At 30.9% G+C, this 15,931-nt stretch carries 20 protein-coding genes and 1 riboswitch; all 20 genes read left to right on the top strand.

Annotated elements, in window-relative coordinates; genetic code table 11:
• Positions 1 to 91: 91 nt before the first annotated feature.
• Positions 92 to 865 (top strand): metal ABC transporter ATP-binding protein, encoded by a 774-nt coding sequence (locus PYW31_RS06555; protein WP_046836555.1) that lies wholly within the window; start codon positions 92 to 94, stop codon positions 863 to 865.
• Positions 862 to 1,734, top strand: coding sequence for a metal ABC transporter permease (locus PYW31_RS06560; protein ID WP_046836554.1), 873 nt, complete (start codon positions 862 to 864; stop codon positions 1,732 to 1,734). Before PYW31_RS06555 ends, PYW31_RS06560 begins: the two co-directional genes overlap by 4 nt.
• Positions 1,712 to 2,125, top strand: coding sequence for a Fur family transcriptional regulator (locus PYW31_RS06565; RefSeq protein ID WP_046836553.1), 414 nt, complete (start codon positions 1,712 to 1,714; stop codon positions 2,123 to 2,125). Before PYW31_RS06560 ends, PYW31_RS06565 begins: the two co-directional genes overlap by 23 nt.
• Before the next feature lie 279 nt (positions 2,126 to 2,404).
• A complete protein-coding gene (locus PYW31_RS06570; protein ID WP_046836552.1) occupies positions 2,405 to 3,004 on the top strand; it encodes a superoxide dismutase in 600 nt (199 codons plus the stop codon).
• Between the two features lie 121 nt (positions 3,005 to 3,125).
• A complete protein-coding gene (locus tag PYW31_RS06575) occupies positions 3,126 to 5,177 on the top strand; it encodes a peptidoglycan D,D-transpeptidase FtsI family protein (protein ID WP_046836551.1) in 2,052 nt (683 codons plus the stop codon).
• A gap of 132 nt (positions 5,178 to 5,309) precedes the next feature.
• Positions 5,310 to 5,459: a 50S ribosomal protein L33 gene (gene rpmG / locus PYW31_RS06580; protein ID WP_046836550.1), complete on the top strand. Its 150-nt coding sequence runs from the start codon at positions 5,310 to 5,312 to the stop codon at positions 5,457 to 5,459.
• Between the two features lie 150 nt (positions 5,460 to 5,609).
• A complete protein-coding gene (locus PYW31_RS06585) occupies positions 5,610 to 6,152 on the top strand; it encodes a 5-formyltetrahydrofolate cyclo-ligase (RefSeq protein WP_046836549.1) in 543 nt (180 codons plus the stop codon).
• Between the two features lie 11 nt (positions 6,153 to 6,163).
• On the top strand, positions 6,164 to 7,621 hold the full coding sequence (locus PYW31_RS06590) for a rhomboid family intramembrane serine protease (protein WP_046836548.1): 1,458 nt from the start codon (positions 6,164 to 6,166) through the stop codon (positions 7,619 to 7,621).
• Positions 7,605 to 7,805 (top strand): YqgQ family protein, encoded by a 201-nt coding sequence (locus PYW31_RS06595; RefSeq protein ID WP_046836828.1) that lies wholly within the window; start codon positions 7,605 to 7,607, stop codon positions 7,803 to 7,805. The genes PYW31_RS06590 and PYW31_RS06595 overlap by 17 nt, the downstream gene beginning before the upstream one ends.
• A gap of 619 nt (positions 7,806 to 8,424) precedes the next feature.
• Positions 8,425 to 9,411: a glucokinase gene (locus tag PYW31_RS06600; RefSeq protein ID WP_046836547.1), complete on the top strand. Its 987-nt coding sequence runs from the start codon at positions 8,425 to 8,427 to the stop codon at positions 9,409 to 9,411.
• Entirely contained in the window at positions 9,411 to 9,734 is a 324-nt protein-coding gene (locus PYW31_RS06605) for an MTH1187 family thiamine-binding protein (RefSeq protein ID WP_046836546.1), read from the top strand. Before PYW31_RS06600 ends, PYW31_RS06605 begins: the two co-directional genes overlap by 1 nt.
• 1 nt (position 9,735) lies before the next feature.
• Positions 9,736 to 10,359, top strand: coding sequence for an MBL fold metallo-hydrolase (locus PYW31_RS06610; protein ID WP_046836545.1), 624 nt, complete (start codon positions 9,736 to 9,738; stop codon positions 10,357 to 10,359).
• 133 nt (positions 10,360 to 10,492) lie between these two features.
• Positions 10,493 to 11,467, top strand: a complete 975-nt coding sequence (gene comGA / locus PYW31_RS06615; RefSeq protein ID WP_046836544.1) for a competence type IV pilus ATPase ComGA — start codon at positions 10,493 to 10,495, stop codon at positions 11,465 to 11,467.
• Positions 11,439 to 12,506: a competence type IV pilus assembly protein ComGB gene (gene comGB, locus PYW31_RS06620; RefSeq protein ID WP_046836543.1), complete on the top strand. Its 1,068-nt coding sequence runs from the start codon at positions 11,439 to 11,441 to the stop codon at positions 12,504 to 12,506. Before comGA ends, comGB begins: the two co-directional genes overlap by 29 nt.
• 23 nt (positions 12,507 to 12,529) lie before the next feature.
• Entirely contained in the window at positions 12,530 to 12,847 is a 318-nt protein-coding gene (gene comGC / locus PYW31_RS06625; RefSeq protein WP_046836542.1) for a competence type IV pilus major pilin ComGC, read from the top strand.
• Positions 12,828 to 13,271: a competence type IV pilus minor pilin ComGD gene (gene comGD / locus PYW31_RS06630; RefSeq protein ID WP_235602285.1), complete on the top strand. Its 444-nt coding sequence runs from the start codon at positions 12,828 to 12,830 to the stop codon at positions 13,269 to 13,271. The genes comGC and comGD overlap by 20 nt, the downstream gene beginning before the upstream one ends.
• A complete protein-coding gene (locus PYW31_RS06635) occupies positions 13,258 to 13,557 on the top strand; it encodes a hypothetical protein (protein ID WP_046836540.1) in 300 nt (99 codons plus the stop codon). The genes comGD and PYW31_RS06635 overlap by 14 nt, the downstream gene beginning before the upstream one ends.
• Positions 13,558 to 13,591: 34 nt before the next feature.
• Positions 13,592 to 13,972, top strand: coding sequence for a ComGF family competence protein (locus PYW31_RS06640; RefSeq protein ID WP_082104711.1), 381 nt, complete (start codon positions 13,592 to 13,594; stop codon positions 13,970 to 13,972).
• Positions 13,973 to 14,136: 164 nt separating this feature from the next.
• Positions 14,137 to 14,652 carry a shikimate kinase gene (locus PYW31_RS06645; protein ID WP_046836537.1) on the top strand — a complete coding sequence of 172 codons (516 nt, stop codon included), beginning with the start codon at positions 14,137 to 14,139 and terminating at the stop codon, positions 14,650 to 14,652.
• A riboswitch (glycine riboswitch) is annotated at positions 14,649 to 14,756 on the top strand. Its footprint overlaps the gene before it by 4 nt.
• A 77-nt stretch (positions 14,757 to 14,833) precedes the next feature.
• Positions 14,834 to 15,925, top strand: a complete 1,092-nt coding sequence (gene gcvT, locus PYW31_RS06650) for a glycine cleavage system aminomethyltransferase GcvT (RefSeq protein ID WP_046836536.1) — start codon at positions 14,834 to 14,836, stop codon at positions 15,923 to 15,925.
• Positions 15,926 to 15,931: the final 6 nt, after the last annotated feature.

Consider the following 15,931-nt stretch of genomic DNA (forward strand, 5'->3'; position numbering starts at 1 on the left):
GTATAAAGGTGATTAGTTTTTTTATTAAGTCGTAAACATTACTATTTACATAATAGTTTTCACGTTGTATAGTATTAAACGAGGTGAAAACATGTCTACACCAGTATTCGAATTAAAAAATATTGATTATTATTTTGACAACAAACAAGTACTAGAAAATATAAATATAAAAATCAATCGTGGTGAATTTTTAGCAATTGTTGGACCTAATGGTGCCGGTAAGTCGACTTTGTTGAAAATTATACTTGGGTTATTGCCTATACAAAAAGGCCAAATTTATGTTGATGGTACGGATTACAATGGGAGACAGTCCACACTAAAAATTAGTTATGTTTCTCAAAAAGCACAAGCATTTAAATCTGGTTTTCCTGCAAGTGTTAAAGAAGTGGTTTTAAGTGGACTAACAAAGCGCAAAAAATTATTGCAATGGTTTAACAAAAAAGATGTTTCCAAAGTGAATACTGTATTAAAACGATTAAATATTGAACATTTGATTGATAAAAATATAGCAGAATTATCAGGAGGGCAACAGCAGCGTGTTCTTATTGCAAGAGCATTGATTAGTAATCCATCTGTACTCATTCTTGATGAACCAACAAGTGGAATTGATGCAAAGCACGTGAGTGAATTTTATGAAACATTAGAGACACTTAAACATGAAGGGGTAACCATTATATTAGTTACTCATGATATTGGAGTAGTGGCTGACACAGCTACAGAAGTAGCTTGTTTAAATAAACATTTACATTTTCATGGTTCAACGGAAGATTTCAAATCATTGGATGAAGTTGAAATTTCTAAAATATATGGGCATCCCATTCAATTTGTTGATCATCAGCATAGTAGGGAGTGTTGTTCATCATGATAGATGCATTAATGAATTTTGATTTCATGCGTTACTCTCTTATTAGTGGCGTGCTTATTGGGCTCATCGCACCACTTATTGGTGCTTTTATTGTCGTACGAAGATTATCGTTGATAGCAGATGCGCTTAGTCACGTTACACTTGGAGGTATATCATTCGGCATGTTCGTTGTGACTGTGTTTCCGATACTTACGTTTATCAACCCGATGTGGTTTGGTATATTATTCGCAATTATAGGAGCATTACTGATTGAAAACCTTAGAACATCGTATAGTAACTATCAGGAGATTGCTATACCGATTATTATGAGTGCTGGTATCGCATTAAGTGCGATATTTATATCACTTGCAGATGGCTTTAATCAAGAAATTGTGGGCTTACTATTTGGATCTATTAGTGCTGTGACAAAGAGTGATTTAACGACAATTATCATTATCGTTGTAATTGTACTTATATTCATCCTTTCACTTTACAAAGAAATGTTTATTCTATCCTTTGATGAAGAATACAGTAAGGTTATTGGTATACCTAAATGGATACAATTCTTATTTATTATCATAGTTGCTATGGTGATATCAGCATCTATGCGTGTCGTAGGAATTCTGTTGGTTAGTGCTTTAATTACCTTGCCTGTTGCAATTTCTATGAGAATTACGAAAGGATTTAAACAACTCATTATTCTAAGTGTAATTATTGGAGAATTATCTGTCGTTGGTGGTTTAGTTCTAGCGTTTTACATGAATATATCGCCGGGCGGTGTAATTGTAGTATTACTTGTTCTTATTCTTGCGATTACGATGATATATCAAAAGTTCAAAGTAAGCTCGATGAAAGGTGATGTTAAAAATGAAAACAGAAGAAGCAATTAACATTATTAAAGAACATGGACATAAATATACGAATAAAAGACGAGAAATGTTAGATATATTCGTAGCAGAAGATAAATATATTAATGCGAAATATATTCAACAAAGTATGGATAAAAATTATCCGGGTATTTCTTTTGATACAATTTATCGTAATTTACATTTGTTTAAAAGTTTGGGCATTGTTGAAGGTACTGAGATGGATGGTGAAATGAAGTTTAGAATTGCATGTAAAGATCATCATCATCATCATTTTATATGTGAGTCGTGTGGGGACACTAAAGTTATTGATTTTTGTCCAATAGAAGAAGTTAAAAAATATCTGCCAGAAGTAGCTATCCATACTCATAAATTGGAAGTTTATGGCGTGTGTGAATCTTGTCAGCAAGCGTAAGCGTGTATTACAGTTAGGTGTAAAAAAACACAAAAACATCCTTTCTACTTTTGATGAGTTAATTAAACATAGGTCAATAGTATGAATTAGTTAGAATTTTTGAAATTGTTAGCTTATGATGTTTAAAAATAACTAATTTGAGATATACTAATATAGTAACTAAAGATGACAAACATTATTATATGACAATTTAATTTAATGCTTTTAAGCATATTAATTGTTGTCATTCATATTACTTGTTATGCTTTATTTAAAGATTAATTAGGAGGATGATTATTTATGGCTTTTGAATTACCAAACTTACCTTATGGTTTCGATGCATTGGAACCACATATTGACAAAGAAACTATGGAAATTCACCATGGCAAACACCATAACACTTATGTAACTAAATTAAACGCAGCAGTTGAAGGAACTGATTTAGAATCTAAATCAATAGAAGAAATTGTTGCTAACTTAGACAGTGTACCAGAAAACATTCAAACAGCTGTTCGCAATAATGGTGGAGGTCACTTAAACCACTCATTATTCTGGGAATTATTAACTCCTAACTCTGAAGAAAAAGGTACTGTAGTAGATAAAATTAAAGAACAATGGGGTTCTTTAGACGCATTCAAAGAAGAATTTGCGAATAAAGCTGCAGCACGTTTCGGTTCAGGTTGGGCATGGTTAGTAGTAAATAACGGTAACTTAGAAATCGTTACTACACCAAACCAAGACAACCCATTAACAGAAGGTAAAACACCTATCCTAGGCTTAGATGTATGGGAACATGCTTATTACCTTAAATACCAAAATAAACGTCCAGATTATATCGGTGCTTTCTGGAATGTAGTAAATTGGGAAAAAGTTGACGAATTATATAACGCTGCTAAATAATTAAGTAAGCGATTATGACGGCCTTATCAAAGGTCGTCATTTTTTTTAGTAAAATAATAGAAATATTCACTAATTTCATTTATCATTTGTAGTGAGAACTTTTGAATAGAGGTATGTTATTGTGTTGAAAAGATTAAAAGAGAAATCAAATGACGAAAAAATTAGTAATACAATGAATAAGAGAATTGGTTTTATATTTGGTGTTATTGTATTTATATTCGCAGTAATTGTTTTAAGATTAGGCTATTTGCAAATTGCACAAGGTTCTCATTACAAACAACTTATAAAAAATAGTGAAAACTTAACCGTAAATGAAGCTGTGCCTAGAGGACGCATTTTAGATAGAAATGGTAAGGTTCTCGTAGACAATGCGTCGAAAAAGGCGATTACATATACACGTGGTAGAAAAACTTCTCAATCTGAAGTGTTGAAAACCGCAAAGGATCTGTCGAAACTAATCAAAATGGATACTATTAAAATTACAGACAGAGATAAACAAGATTATTGGATACAAATTCATCCTAATAAAGCCAAAAGTTTAATGCAATCTGAGCAACAACTGCTTGATGATGGTAGTATTTCTCAAGATGATTATGATAAAGCACTTTATAAAAAAGTGGGTGCCAAACAAACGGACAGCCTGACTAATAAGGATTTACAAATATTAGCAATTTATAGAGAGATGATGGCAGGCTCAACTTTAGACCCACAAACGATCAAAAATGAAGATGTGAGCAATGAAGAATATGCTGCAGTTTCACAAAAACTTTCTGATTTGCCTGGTGTAAATACGACAACGGATTGGGATCGGAAATACCCTTATGATGATACATTGAGAGGCATTTTTGGAGATGTGTCAACCACTGAAGAAGGTATACCTAAAGAGTTAACCGAAAAGTATTTATCTAAAGGATATTCGAGAAATGACCGTGTAGGTAAATCTTACTTGGAGTATCAATATGATGACATTTTAAAAGGTAAAAAGAAAGAAATGAAATACACAACTGATAAATCAGGAGATGTTATTGATTCAAAAGTAATTAACCCAGGTTCTCGCGGTGATGATCTTGTACTAAGTATTGACATTGATCTTCAGAAAAAAACTGAAAAATATTTAGAAGAACAAATTCAAAAATTACGTAGTGAAGGCGCTAAGGATATGGATAATGCTTTAATAGTTGTTCAAAATCCTAATAATGGTGATATTTTAGCCATGGCTGGTAAACAAATCGACAAGAACGGTGATTTAACTGATTATGATATTGGTACATTTACAGCACAATATGCTGTTGGCTCATCTGTAAAAGGTGGCACATTATTAGCGGGCTATCAAAATAATGCAATTAAAATAGGTGAAGAGATGATTGACGAGCCATTGAAATTTGCTGGTGGTCTATCGAAACATTCATACTTTAACCAAGATGGAAAAGTCAGAATTAATGATAAAGAAGCTTTAATGCATTCATCAAACGTTTATATGTTTAAAACTGCGTTGAAAATGGCAGGCACTCCCTATACGCCTAATATGACATTACCATCAGATATTACTGCTGCTGGTCAAAAATTACGCAAAGGCTTAAATCAAGTCGGTCTTGGCGTTAAAACGGGTATAGACTTACCGAACGAAACAAGTGGTCAGACTGAACCACTTACTAATAATCCTGGTAACTACCTTGATTTAGCTATTGGACAGTATGATACTTATACGCCGATGCAGTTATCTCAATATGTTTCTACAATAGGTAACAATGGTTATAGAGTTCAACCACACATTGGATTAGAAGTCAGAAAAGCAACAAACAAAGATACGTTAGGCCCTGTGAAAGAAAAAGTTAAAGGCACAGTATTGAATAAAGTTAATAATTCGCAAGATGAAATAGACGAAGTGAAAGGTGGATTCGACATGGCATTTAATAAAGTAGATGGTACAGGATATCAGAGCTTTAAAGATACAGTCGTACCATCAGCTGGTAAGACAGGGACAGCAGAAGTCTTCCAAGATGGAGAACCTAGAGTTAACTCAACTTATATAGGCTATGCTCCAATCAAAAATCCTAAGCTTGCTTTTTCAATCGTTTATACAAACCAACCTGTACCAGAACCATGGTTGAATGGTGGAGATTTAGGTAGAGATGTTATTAACTATTATTTTAAAGATGAAAAGAAAGACTAATTAAGTTTTTATCCACTGAATTTAATGAAATACTGATATAGTGGCTTTTATTGAAAAATTAATACTTTTCAATTTTAAGAGTAAATGGTATGATTAATAAGTCGTATTTTGAAAAGGTAAGGAGGAATTAGCATGCGCGTAAACGTAACACTAGCTTGCACAGAGTGTGGGGAAAGAAACTACATTACTAAAAAAAATAAACGTACTAATCCTGAACGTATAGAAATGAAAAAACACTGTGCTCGTGACAACAAACACACAATGCACCGTGAAACAAAATAATAATTATTTTAAACCAGATTCTATTTTAGAATCTGGTTATTTTTTTTCGTAGTATATTAATTTAATTCGCTTTAAAAAATTACAGTTTAATGACATTATAATTTAATAACGTTATAATGAGAATAGTATGAACCATGGGAAGGTGTTTTTGTGACTAAACAATCATTACGCCAACAGAAATTAAAATTAATGAAATCATTTCAAACAAATAGTTATAAAGTGGAATCAGACCGTTATCTTGCTGACCATCTTTATCAAACTAGTGAATATAAAAATGCAGAACGTATAGGTATTGTGTTATCAATGCCACATGAAGTAGATACATATTCTATTATTGAGTATATGTTAAATGATGGGAAAACTGTTTTTGTTCCTGAAACAGATTACGAGCATTGTAAGATGTCGTTTAAAGCCCTCAGTAATCTTGAACATATTGGTCCAGATGTAAAAGGCATTAATCATGTGACTGTAGAAGCAGATATAACAAACCAACTAGATTTGTTAGTCGTACCTGGCGTAGTGTTTAGTACAACCGGATATCGCATAGGATATGGTGGTGGGTATTTCGATAAATTTTTAAGTCATTATAAGCAATCCACCATTAGTTTGCTTTATGACTTTCAACTCGATGTCTTTGAGGCGGAGTCACACGATGAACCCGTTGAAAAATTAATAATTGCGACAACTAAATAATGGAGGCAGAAATGATTACAGAGAAACATTTTTGGAAGTGTATATATACTTGGGTCAAATACCTAAACTATCATGTCGTGCATCGTAATAAAGATGATAACGAAATATGGTTATCAAATAAGAAAAAGCAGACAATAACGATATTTAAATACGGTGCCAATTCAACTCAAGAAGTTAGATTTGATAAGAGTAGAATTCAAGATCATCAGGAAGACATTACTACTTTTTTAGGTTATCGGCCCAAAAGTTATGAATTATATATATTTACAGATAAAATCTTTACAGATGAAAATTTAGATGAATTACATCCACGAAAATTCAAAGTGAAAATCATTCGAGACGACAAACAAATAGAAAGAATCATGCCTAACTTTGTGATGAAGAAAATATATAATAGGAATCACAAGCAAACGAAAACATATTTTAAAGAACGCGCTTTAAATAATAACCCGATAGAAAAGCACATGATAAAATTTGCGCCAGTTACATATTCATTGATTGTTATTAATATATTAATTTGGTTATCTATGGTATTATTTTTAAATCGTTTTTCAGATTTAAAATTATTAGATGTGGGTGGACTTGTTCATTTTAATGTTGTTCATGGAGAATGGTATAGACTAATTACTTCAATCTTTTTACACTATAATTTTGAGCATATATTGATGAATATGTTAAGTCTATTTATATTTGGTAAGATTGTAGAAGCTATCGTTGGTCATTGGCGGATGTTTACAATTTATATTGTAGCAGGTATATTCGGCAACTTTGCTTCACTATCATTTAATACTGATACTGTTTCAGCTGGTGCAAGTGGTGCCATATTTGGATTGATAGGGGCCATCTTTGCATTTATGTATGTGAGTCAAAAATTTAATCGTAAAATGATTGGTCAGCTACTGATGGTGCTTGTCATTATGATTGGACTTTCATTATTTATGCAAAACATTAATATTGTAGCTCATATCGGTGGTTTTATTGGTGGCATACTCATAACTTTAATTGGATATTATTATAAGAGAAATCAAAATCGTTTTTGGATTTTAATTATTATTACACTTGCACTATTTGTAGCTTCACAAATTAGGATTTTTACAATTAAAGAAGATAATATTTATAATACGATTATTTCTAATGAAATGAAAAACGGAAATTATAAAGAAGCAAAGACCATGGTTAAACAGACGATAAAAAAGAAATATGCTGATGATGAAACGTATTATTTAAATGGCTTAATTACTACGACATTGAGTTCTAAAGCTGAAGGCATCTCTGATTGGGAGAGAGGCTTACGATACTATCCAGACTCAGCGATATTGAATTATCAACTTGCAATCGCTAATCGATCTTTAAGTGATAAAGATAAGGCTAAAAAATACATTAAAGCTGCACTTAAGGTAGATCCTGGAAATAATGATTATATCAATTTAGATAAAGAATTGAGCGATGACAGTGAACCGAAAGATTGACAATTTTTATGATGTACTTCAACTTTTAAAGCAATTTGGATTTATTATTTATTTTAAAGATAAAAAAGATATGTATGAAATGATGGAACAAGAGATAAAAACGCTGTATCAGTATGAGTTATTATCTAAAGATGATTATTTGAAATGTAGATTAATCATTAACCAAAGAAAGATAGATAAATAAATTTGAACCTCCCTCATAGCTACGATAGTTATGAGGGAGGTTTATTATGATGCTATTTGTAAATATGTAACAGTGTAGAGCATTAATCTAGAAACAGTAACTAACGATCGAGGTATGCGTACACTTCTATATAGCGTTGAAGTATCAGTGGCATCAGAATGATTTTCATAATTTTAAACATCTGAATTTTAACGATGCTTATAGTCATTTTCAATACGTGTATTGTATTTTAATAAATTCGAACCAATTAAAGTACAAAGATGGTTTTTATTTGTCACAAATGTCAATTTAATTTATTAAGAACATAATATTAGAATCTATTATTATTGCAATTATGAAACAAATAATATTAAAATAGATGTATATGCCTTATTACATTGAACTTACTTTGTTATTGTTTTAATAATAGCTTATAGTAGTATTCATAAACAGTTTTGTCATTGATAAAACTGAATTGATTTTTAAAGGCAAAGTAAGAAGCAAAATATTCTAAAACAGTTAAAAGCAATGAAATGTATATATAGAAAAAGCTTCTCAAAACGTTGATTTAATAGCTTTAATTAAACTGTAGTGCAATACTATAAAATCCAATTTAAAATAGAGAAGGATGAGTAAATAAATGAAAAAAATTATATTAGCAGCAGATATTGGTGGAACAACATGTAAATTAGGTATCTTTGACGAAAATCTAGAGCGTATATCTAAATGGACTATAGATACTGATACAACTGATTCGACAGGATATTTACTTTTAAAAAATATTTACGATTCTTTCGTACAACAAGTAGATGATTCAGAATATACTTTTTCAGATGTTCTAGGCGTTGGTATTGGCGTACCTGGTCCAGTAGACTTTGAATCAGGTGTTGTACATGGTGCGGTCAATTTATATTGGAGTGACAATGTAGATGTGAGAAGTATATTCAAACAATTTGTAGATTGTCCTGTCTATGTAGATAATGATGCTAATGTAGCTGCATTAGGGGAAAAACATAAAGGAGCTGGACAAGGTGCCGATGATGTTGTTGCGATTACATTAGGTACAGGCCTTGGTGGCGGCATTATTTCTAATGGAGAAATCGTACATGGTCATAATGGTTCTGGTGCTGAAATTGGTCACTTTAGAGTAGATCATGATCAACGTTTTAAATGTAATTGTGGTAAGTCAGGCTGTATCGAAACTGTAGCTTCTGCAACTGGTGTAGTTAATTTGGTTAATTTTTATTATCCGAAATTAACATTTAAATCATCTATCTTGCAGTTGATTAAAGATAATAAAGTTTCTGCGAAAGCAGTATTTGATGCAGCTAAAGCTGGCGATCAGTTCTGTATCTTTATTACTGAACGTGTAGCGAATTATATAGCATACTTATGTAGCATCATTAGTGTTACAAGTAATCCAAAATATATTGTTTTAGGTGGCGGTATGTCTACAGCAGGATTGATTTTAATTGAAAATATCAAAACTGAATATCATAATTTAACATTTACACCAGCACAAGATGAAACTGAAATTGTTCAAGCACAACTTGGAAATGATGCTGGTATTACCGGCGCAGCAGGACTGATTTATACTTATATTATTGAGAAGGAAGGCGTTAAGTAATGGCTATTGTCGATGTTGTTGTTATACCTGTAGGTACAGATGGGCCGAGTGTCAGTAAATATATTGCAGAAATACAAACAAAATTAAAAGAGTTTAAAGCACAAGGCAAGATTGATTATCAATTAACGCCTATGAATACACTTATAGAAGGTGAATTAAAAGATTTATTTGAAGTGGTACAAGCGATACATGAACTTCCGTTTGATAAGGGATTGGATCGTGTTTGTACGAATATCAGAATTGATGACCGCCGTGATAAATCACGTAAGATGAACGATAAAGTTAAAGCTGTGCAAGACCATCTCACTGATGGAGGCAAATAAAATGAGGATTTCCAGTTTAACATTAGGACTAGTTGATACAAATACGTATTTTATCGAAAGTGATGAGCAAGTCATTCTCATAGATCCAGCTAGTGAAAGCGAGCGAATCATTAAAAAGTTAAATCAAATCAATAAACCATTACAAGCAGTGTTATTGACACATGCGCATTTTGATCATATAGGCGCTTTAGATGATATTGTTAATAAATATCATGTTCCTGTATATATGCATAAATCAGAATTTGATTTTTTAACTGATACTGAAAAAAATGGTTCTTCGAAATTTAAACAATATGGGATGCCGTCAATTGTTAGTAACGTTACTCCGACAGCTTTAGATGAAGGACAAGCGCAGGTTGCAAACTTTGAATTTCAAGTATTACATACACCCGGTCATTCTCCTGGTAGTTTAACATTTGTATTTGATGAATTTGCAGTGGTTGGAGATACTTTATTTAAACAAGGTATTGGTAGAACGGATTTATATAAAGGCGATTATGAGACATTAGTAGATGCGATACAAGATAAATTGTTTGCGCTTGAAGATGATTTACCACTATTCCCAGGGCATGGAGATTATACAACCGTTGAAGATGAGCAATTAAATCCTTATTTACATGGTTAACCTTACTAGCTCTACTTTATGACCGTATACCGAGCCCAAACCTATTAAGCTTAACAGTTAAGTATTAAATAATATAATTTTATATAAAGTAATTTCATCACCTCCTACGTGTATAAATGTAGGAGGTGATTTTTTGAAGCTATTGTTTAAAAACGTAATTAATAAAGCAATAGATAGGGAGGCGACAGATGTTCATTTCATTCCTTCTGAGCAAGAGGTCTATATTAAGTTTAGAATACAAGACAATTTAATATTACAGGACACGATTCAACTAGAACTTTATAAAAAGTTACTCACTTATATGAAATATCAAGCTGGATTAGATGTTTCCAATCATAATACAGCACAAAGTGGAAGATACATTTACAAAATGAAACAATTATTTTACTTAAGAATCTCGACATTACCTTTATCTTTAGGAAATGAAAGCTGTGTAATTAGAATCATCCCTCAGTATTTTCAAAAGCAAAGTCACGGTAGCAGTATTAAAAGCTTGTATAGTTTAATGAATAAGAAGCAAGGGCTTATTTTATTTAGTGGTCCTACTGGATCAGGAAAAAGTACGTTAATGTATCACATGGTAATGTATGCAAAAGAACAATTAGACTTAAATATTATCACGGTTGAAGACCCTGTAGAGCAATTGATCAAAGGTGTGACACAGGTTTCAATAAATGAAAAGGCAGGTATTAATTACGAAACTTCTTTTAAAGCGATATTAAGGTGTGATCCAGATGTGATTCTTATTGGTGAGATAAGAGATGCTTCCATAGCGAAATATGTTATTCAAGCGAGTTTAAGTGGACATTTAGTACTATCAACAATTCATGCTAATGATTGTAAAGGCGCTTTATTAAGGTTAAGAGAAATGAATATCAGTGTTCAGGAAATCTGCCAATCTATAAAAAGTATCATTAACCAAAGGCTAGTTACCACTTTGCAACATAATAGACAGTTAATATATGAACAGCTAAACCAACAAGATATTAATTATTTTTTTGAAAACAATCACTCATTACCTAAAGATTTTAATAAGTTATCTTATTATTTAAACGGAATGTCGAGAGCAGGTGTTATTTGTGAAGAAACCGTGGATCGATATATTTAACTTATCAAGATTTCAGAAGCTTAATGATAAGGAGCAAATAGAATTAATACACAGGTTATATGACTTGCTGAATTATGGATTTACCTTGTCGGAATCATTTGAATTTTTAATTAAACATATAAAGATAAAGTCTTCATTAGTCTCACAAACTATTCTTTCGGAATTAAGAAATGGAGCAAATTGTTATCAAATACTAAAAATACTAAAGTATCCTAATACTGTTGTCATGCTAATATATTTTGCTGAAATGTTTAGTGATTTAAGAGAAAGCTTAATGTACGCGCAAGATTATCTTGCTAAAAATTATAAAGCAAAACAATCATTAATCAAGACTGTGCAATATCCTGTAGTATTAATGACAGTATTTATAACTATGCTTGTAGTCATAAATCATACCATCATTCCGGAATTTCACGACTTATATGAAAGTATGGATGTTCAAATATCAACTGTCCAACTTTATTTAACTCAAACTATTGTTAATTTACCTTCTATCATATGCTATTTTATATTCATGATATTATTGGTTATTGTAATAGTAAAAATCCTATACCGTAAATTGCCAATAAAATATAAGCATCAATTAGTTTTAACTATCCCTATATTAAGTAAAATATTTAAACTTTATAAGACGTACCGTATTGCTTCAGAATTTTCTTTGTTCTATAAAAATGGTATTAATTTACAAAAAATAGTGGATATATATACGCATCAAAGTGATGATGTATTTTTAAAATATTTAGCAAATGAAATTAAAATTGGAACGCAAAAAGGGTATAACCTTAGTGAAATACTGACTCGTGTATCTTGTTTTGAAAAAGAACTTATTTCATTTATAAAAGAAGGGGAAAAGAAAGGACGACTTGATATTGAATTGAAACTATACAGTGAAATGATATTATCTAAAATAGAAAAATATCTTCAATTTCTTATAAAATTCATACAGCCTTGTATTTTTACGTTATTAGCTTTTTTTATTGTATCGTTGTATTTAGTCATTATGTTACCTATGTTTGATTTAATGCAAACAATCAAGTGAATAAAAGCAAGGAGTATAGGAATATGAAAAAACGCTTTAAAATTTTTAACAAAGATGCTTTTACATTAATTGAAATGTTGCTAGTACTACTCATTATCAGTTTATTATTAATTTTAATTATTCCAAATATTGCAAAACAATCTAAACATATACAAGCTACAGGTTGTGAAGCGCAACTTAAAATGATAGACAGCCAAATAGAAGCTTATACATTAAAATTCAATAAAAAACCTACATCTGTAGAAGATTTGGTCACTGAAGGTTACATAAAAGAAAATCAGAAACAATGTAAGTCAGGTGCTATGATAACAATTAGTAATGGTGAAGCTATTGCGAACTAGCAAAGCATTTACTTATATAGAAATGGTGTTTGTACTTGCTATTGTAAGTATATTACTTATTTTACAATTCAAGTATGTTCCTACTAATCAAACAGTGACTTATACAAATCATAAATTTTTAAATAATTTAATCATGCAATTTAATTATTTGAAGGCTAAAGCAATAAAGGATAATTTACCAATAACTTTAATCTTCAATAACTTCTCAAAAGAAATCATTTTGAATGAACCACATCATCCACGGACTACTATAAAGTTAACAGAAAACAGCTTTATACATCCACGTACTAATATAAAGTATTTAACCTTTGATAAAAATGGGCATATAAATAAATTTGGAACTGTATATATAGCATGTAATGACCAACTTTATAAAATTATATTTCACATTGAAAAAGGTCGTGCTCGTTATGAAGAAGTTTAAGTTAGAAGCTTCTTTATTGCTAGATGCATTAATCTCCTTTTCACTTGTTACAAGTATATACTTAATCTTTTTACCTCTATTATTTCAATTGAATAACACTGCTAAGGATAAATTAAATGAAATTGAAATGAAACGTATTGTATTAAATACGTTATATCATAATAACTATAAAGCATTAAGACACGGTATATTAGTAGATGATTATTACCTGATACTGAGTAATAAAAAATTATGTATAACAAAGAAGGAAACTAAAAGTGAGATATGTTATCAAATACAATATTAAAGCATTTACCTATATTGAATTACTGTTTTCGCTAATGATTACGCTTATTATTTTATCTGCTATTCCAAGTTTAATTAAAACAACTACATTATTAAAACCTCAGAACCTATATCATATAAATACTGAAATTGAATTCTTTGCCAGAGATTTAACTAACGATTTAATAGCAATAAGAAGCGGGACAACGCATACAAAGGCAAATGGAAAATATTTACTGTTTTCAAATGGTGAAAAAGAAATAAGTTATGAATTGAAAAATGATAAAGTCATTAAAACAATTCAGGGGCGAGGTAATATTACGATGTTAAATAATGTAAAAGCGATCAATTTTAAAATATTGAAATTTAATACAATAAAGATAATGTTGAAAATCTTTGAAGAAGGTTATGTCATTGAAAAAGAAATATATTTATAATATTCCAGCTTATTTATATCCTTTTGTAATGGGAATTTTTATGCTATATTTATCTTTAATAGCTACATATTTATTTCATCATACTATGTTCTTGAAAATATTAGACAACCTGGAACATTATTATGATAGACAGATTAATATATTAATTAAAAAGGAAGATATTTTTGAAAAATGATAATTTAGACCCATTAATACTTGTAGGTTTTATGGGAACTGGTAAAACAACATTAGGTGAATATCTTGCTAAAAATAATAACCTTTCTTATGTTGATTTAGATGCCTATATTGTAGAACAACAACAGAAAACAATACCTGAAATATTTGAACAAGATGGAGAAAGTGGTTTTCGAAAATTAGAGCATCAATGCTTAAAAGAATGTATTTCACGTTTTGACATCATCTCTACGGGTGGTGGTATCATTGAAGGAAATGATTCTTTTGAACTTTTAAAGTATTTAAAGCATGTGATTTGGTTAGATTGTGATTTGGAAGTCATCTATGACAGAATCAAAAATGATAGTAATAGACCAAATGCGAATAATAAATCTCTTTTTGAATTAAAAAGCTTGTATTCATCTAGAGTTTCAAGATATAATGAAATCGCATTCATCAAATTGAATAGTAATAAGCCTCTTTCAGAGTTGCAACACGTGATTATGGAAGAGTTAATGTGCGAATGATCAATATTAGAGAGAATGGTATGTTGTAATTCATTATGACATAATGCCATCGCCGAAGGTGCAAGTTTAACGAAACTCTCAGGCAAAAGGATAATATTGTGACGCATTCCTGGAACATTTAAACAGGGTAGACTACGTTGTCTACCCTGTTTTTTTATTATAAATATTAGGAGGTTTCTTCATGTCTAACGAACTAAAACAAACACCACTTTATCAAAACTTTGTTGATGCTGGGGCTAAAATTGTAGAATTTGGTGGCTGGGCCATGCCAGTTCAATTTTCAAGTATTAAGGAAGAACATAATGCTGTAAGAACTGAAATGGGCGTATTTGATGTCAGTCACATGGGAGAAATTCTTATAAAAGGCCCTGATGCCAAACACTTGGTACAATATTTGCTTTCGAATGATACTGAACAATTAACGACAACCAAAGCGCAATATACTGCATTATGTAATGAAAGTGGCGGCATCATTGATGATTTAATTACATATATGCTTGAAGAAGATACGTATTTATTAGTTGTTAATGCAGGTAATACTGAAAAAGATTTTGAATGGATGAAGCAGCATGCAACTGAATTTGATGTTGAAGTTATCAATGTTTCAAATGAATATGGACAACTAGCAATTCAAGGACCAAACACTCGTGAATTTGTTAAAGCGCATGTTGATGTTGAAGTAACAGATATGAAACCTTTTGATTTTAAACAAGGAGTTAAGTTTTTTGATAAAAATATAATTCTTTCACAATCTGGTTATACAGGTGAAGATGGATTTGAAATTTATTGTAAAGCAGAAGACACGCCATATTTATGGGAAAAATTATTGGAAAATAATATTCAACCTTGTGGATTAGGCGCAAGAGACACATTACGATTAGAAGCCGGATTACCATTGCATGGACAAGATTTGAATGAAAGTATCTCACCTTATGAAGCTGGTATAGGTTTCGCTGCTAAACCACTCATAGAAGTTGATTTCATTGGGAAAGAAGTATTGAAAGTTCAAAAAGAAAATGGATCGCAACGTAGGGCTGTTGGAATAGAAATGATAGAAAAAGGTATACCGAGAACAGGTTACATCGTTTATGATTCAGAAGAAAATGAAATAGGAGAAGTCACTTCTGGTACCCAATCTCCGTTGTCTGGCAAATCTATTGGATTAGCTTTAATTGATCGCGAAGCTTTTGAAATGGGAAAAGAAGTCATCGTACAAGTAAGAAAAAGAAAAGTTAGAGCAAAAATTGTTAAGAAAAATCAAATCACTAAATAATTCAAA

Source organism: Staphylococcus succinus (assembly GCF_029024945.1).
Classification (GTDB): Bacteria; Bacillota; Bacilli; order Staphylococcales; family Staphylococcaceae; genus Staphylococcus; species Staphylococcus succinus.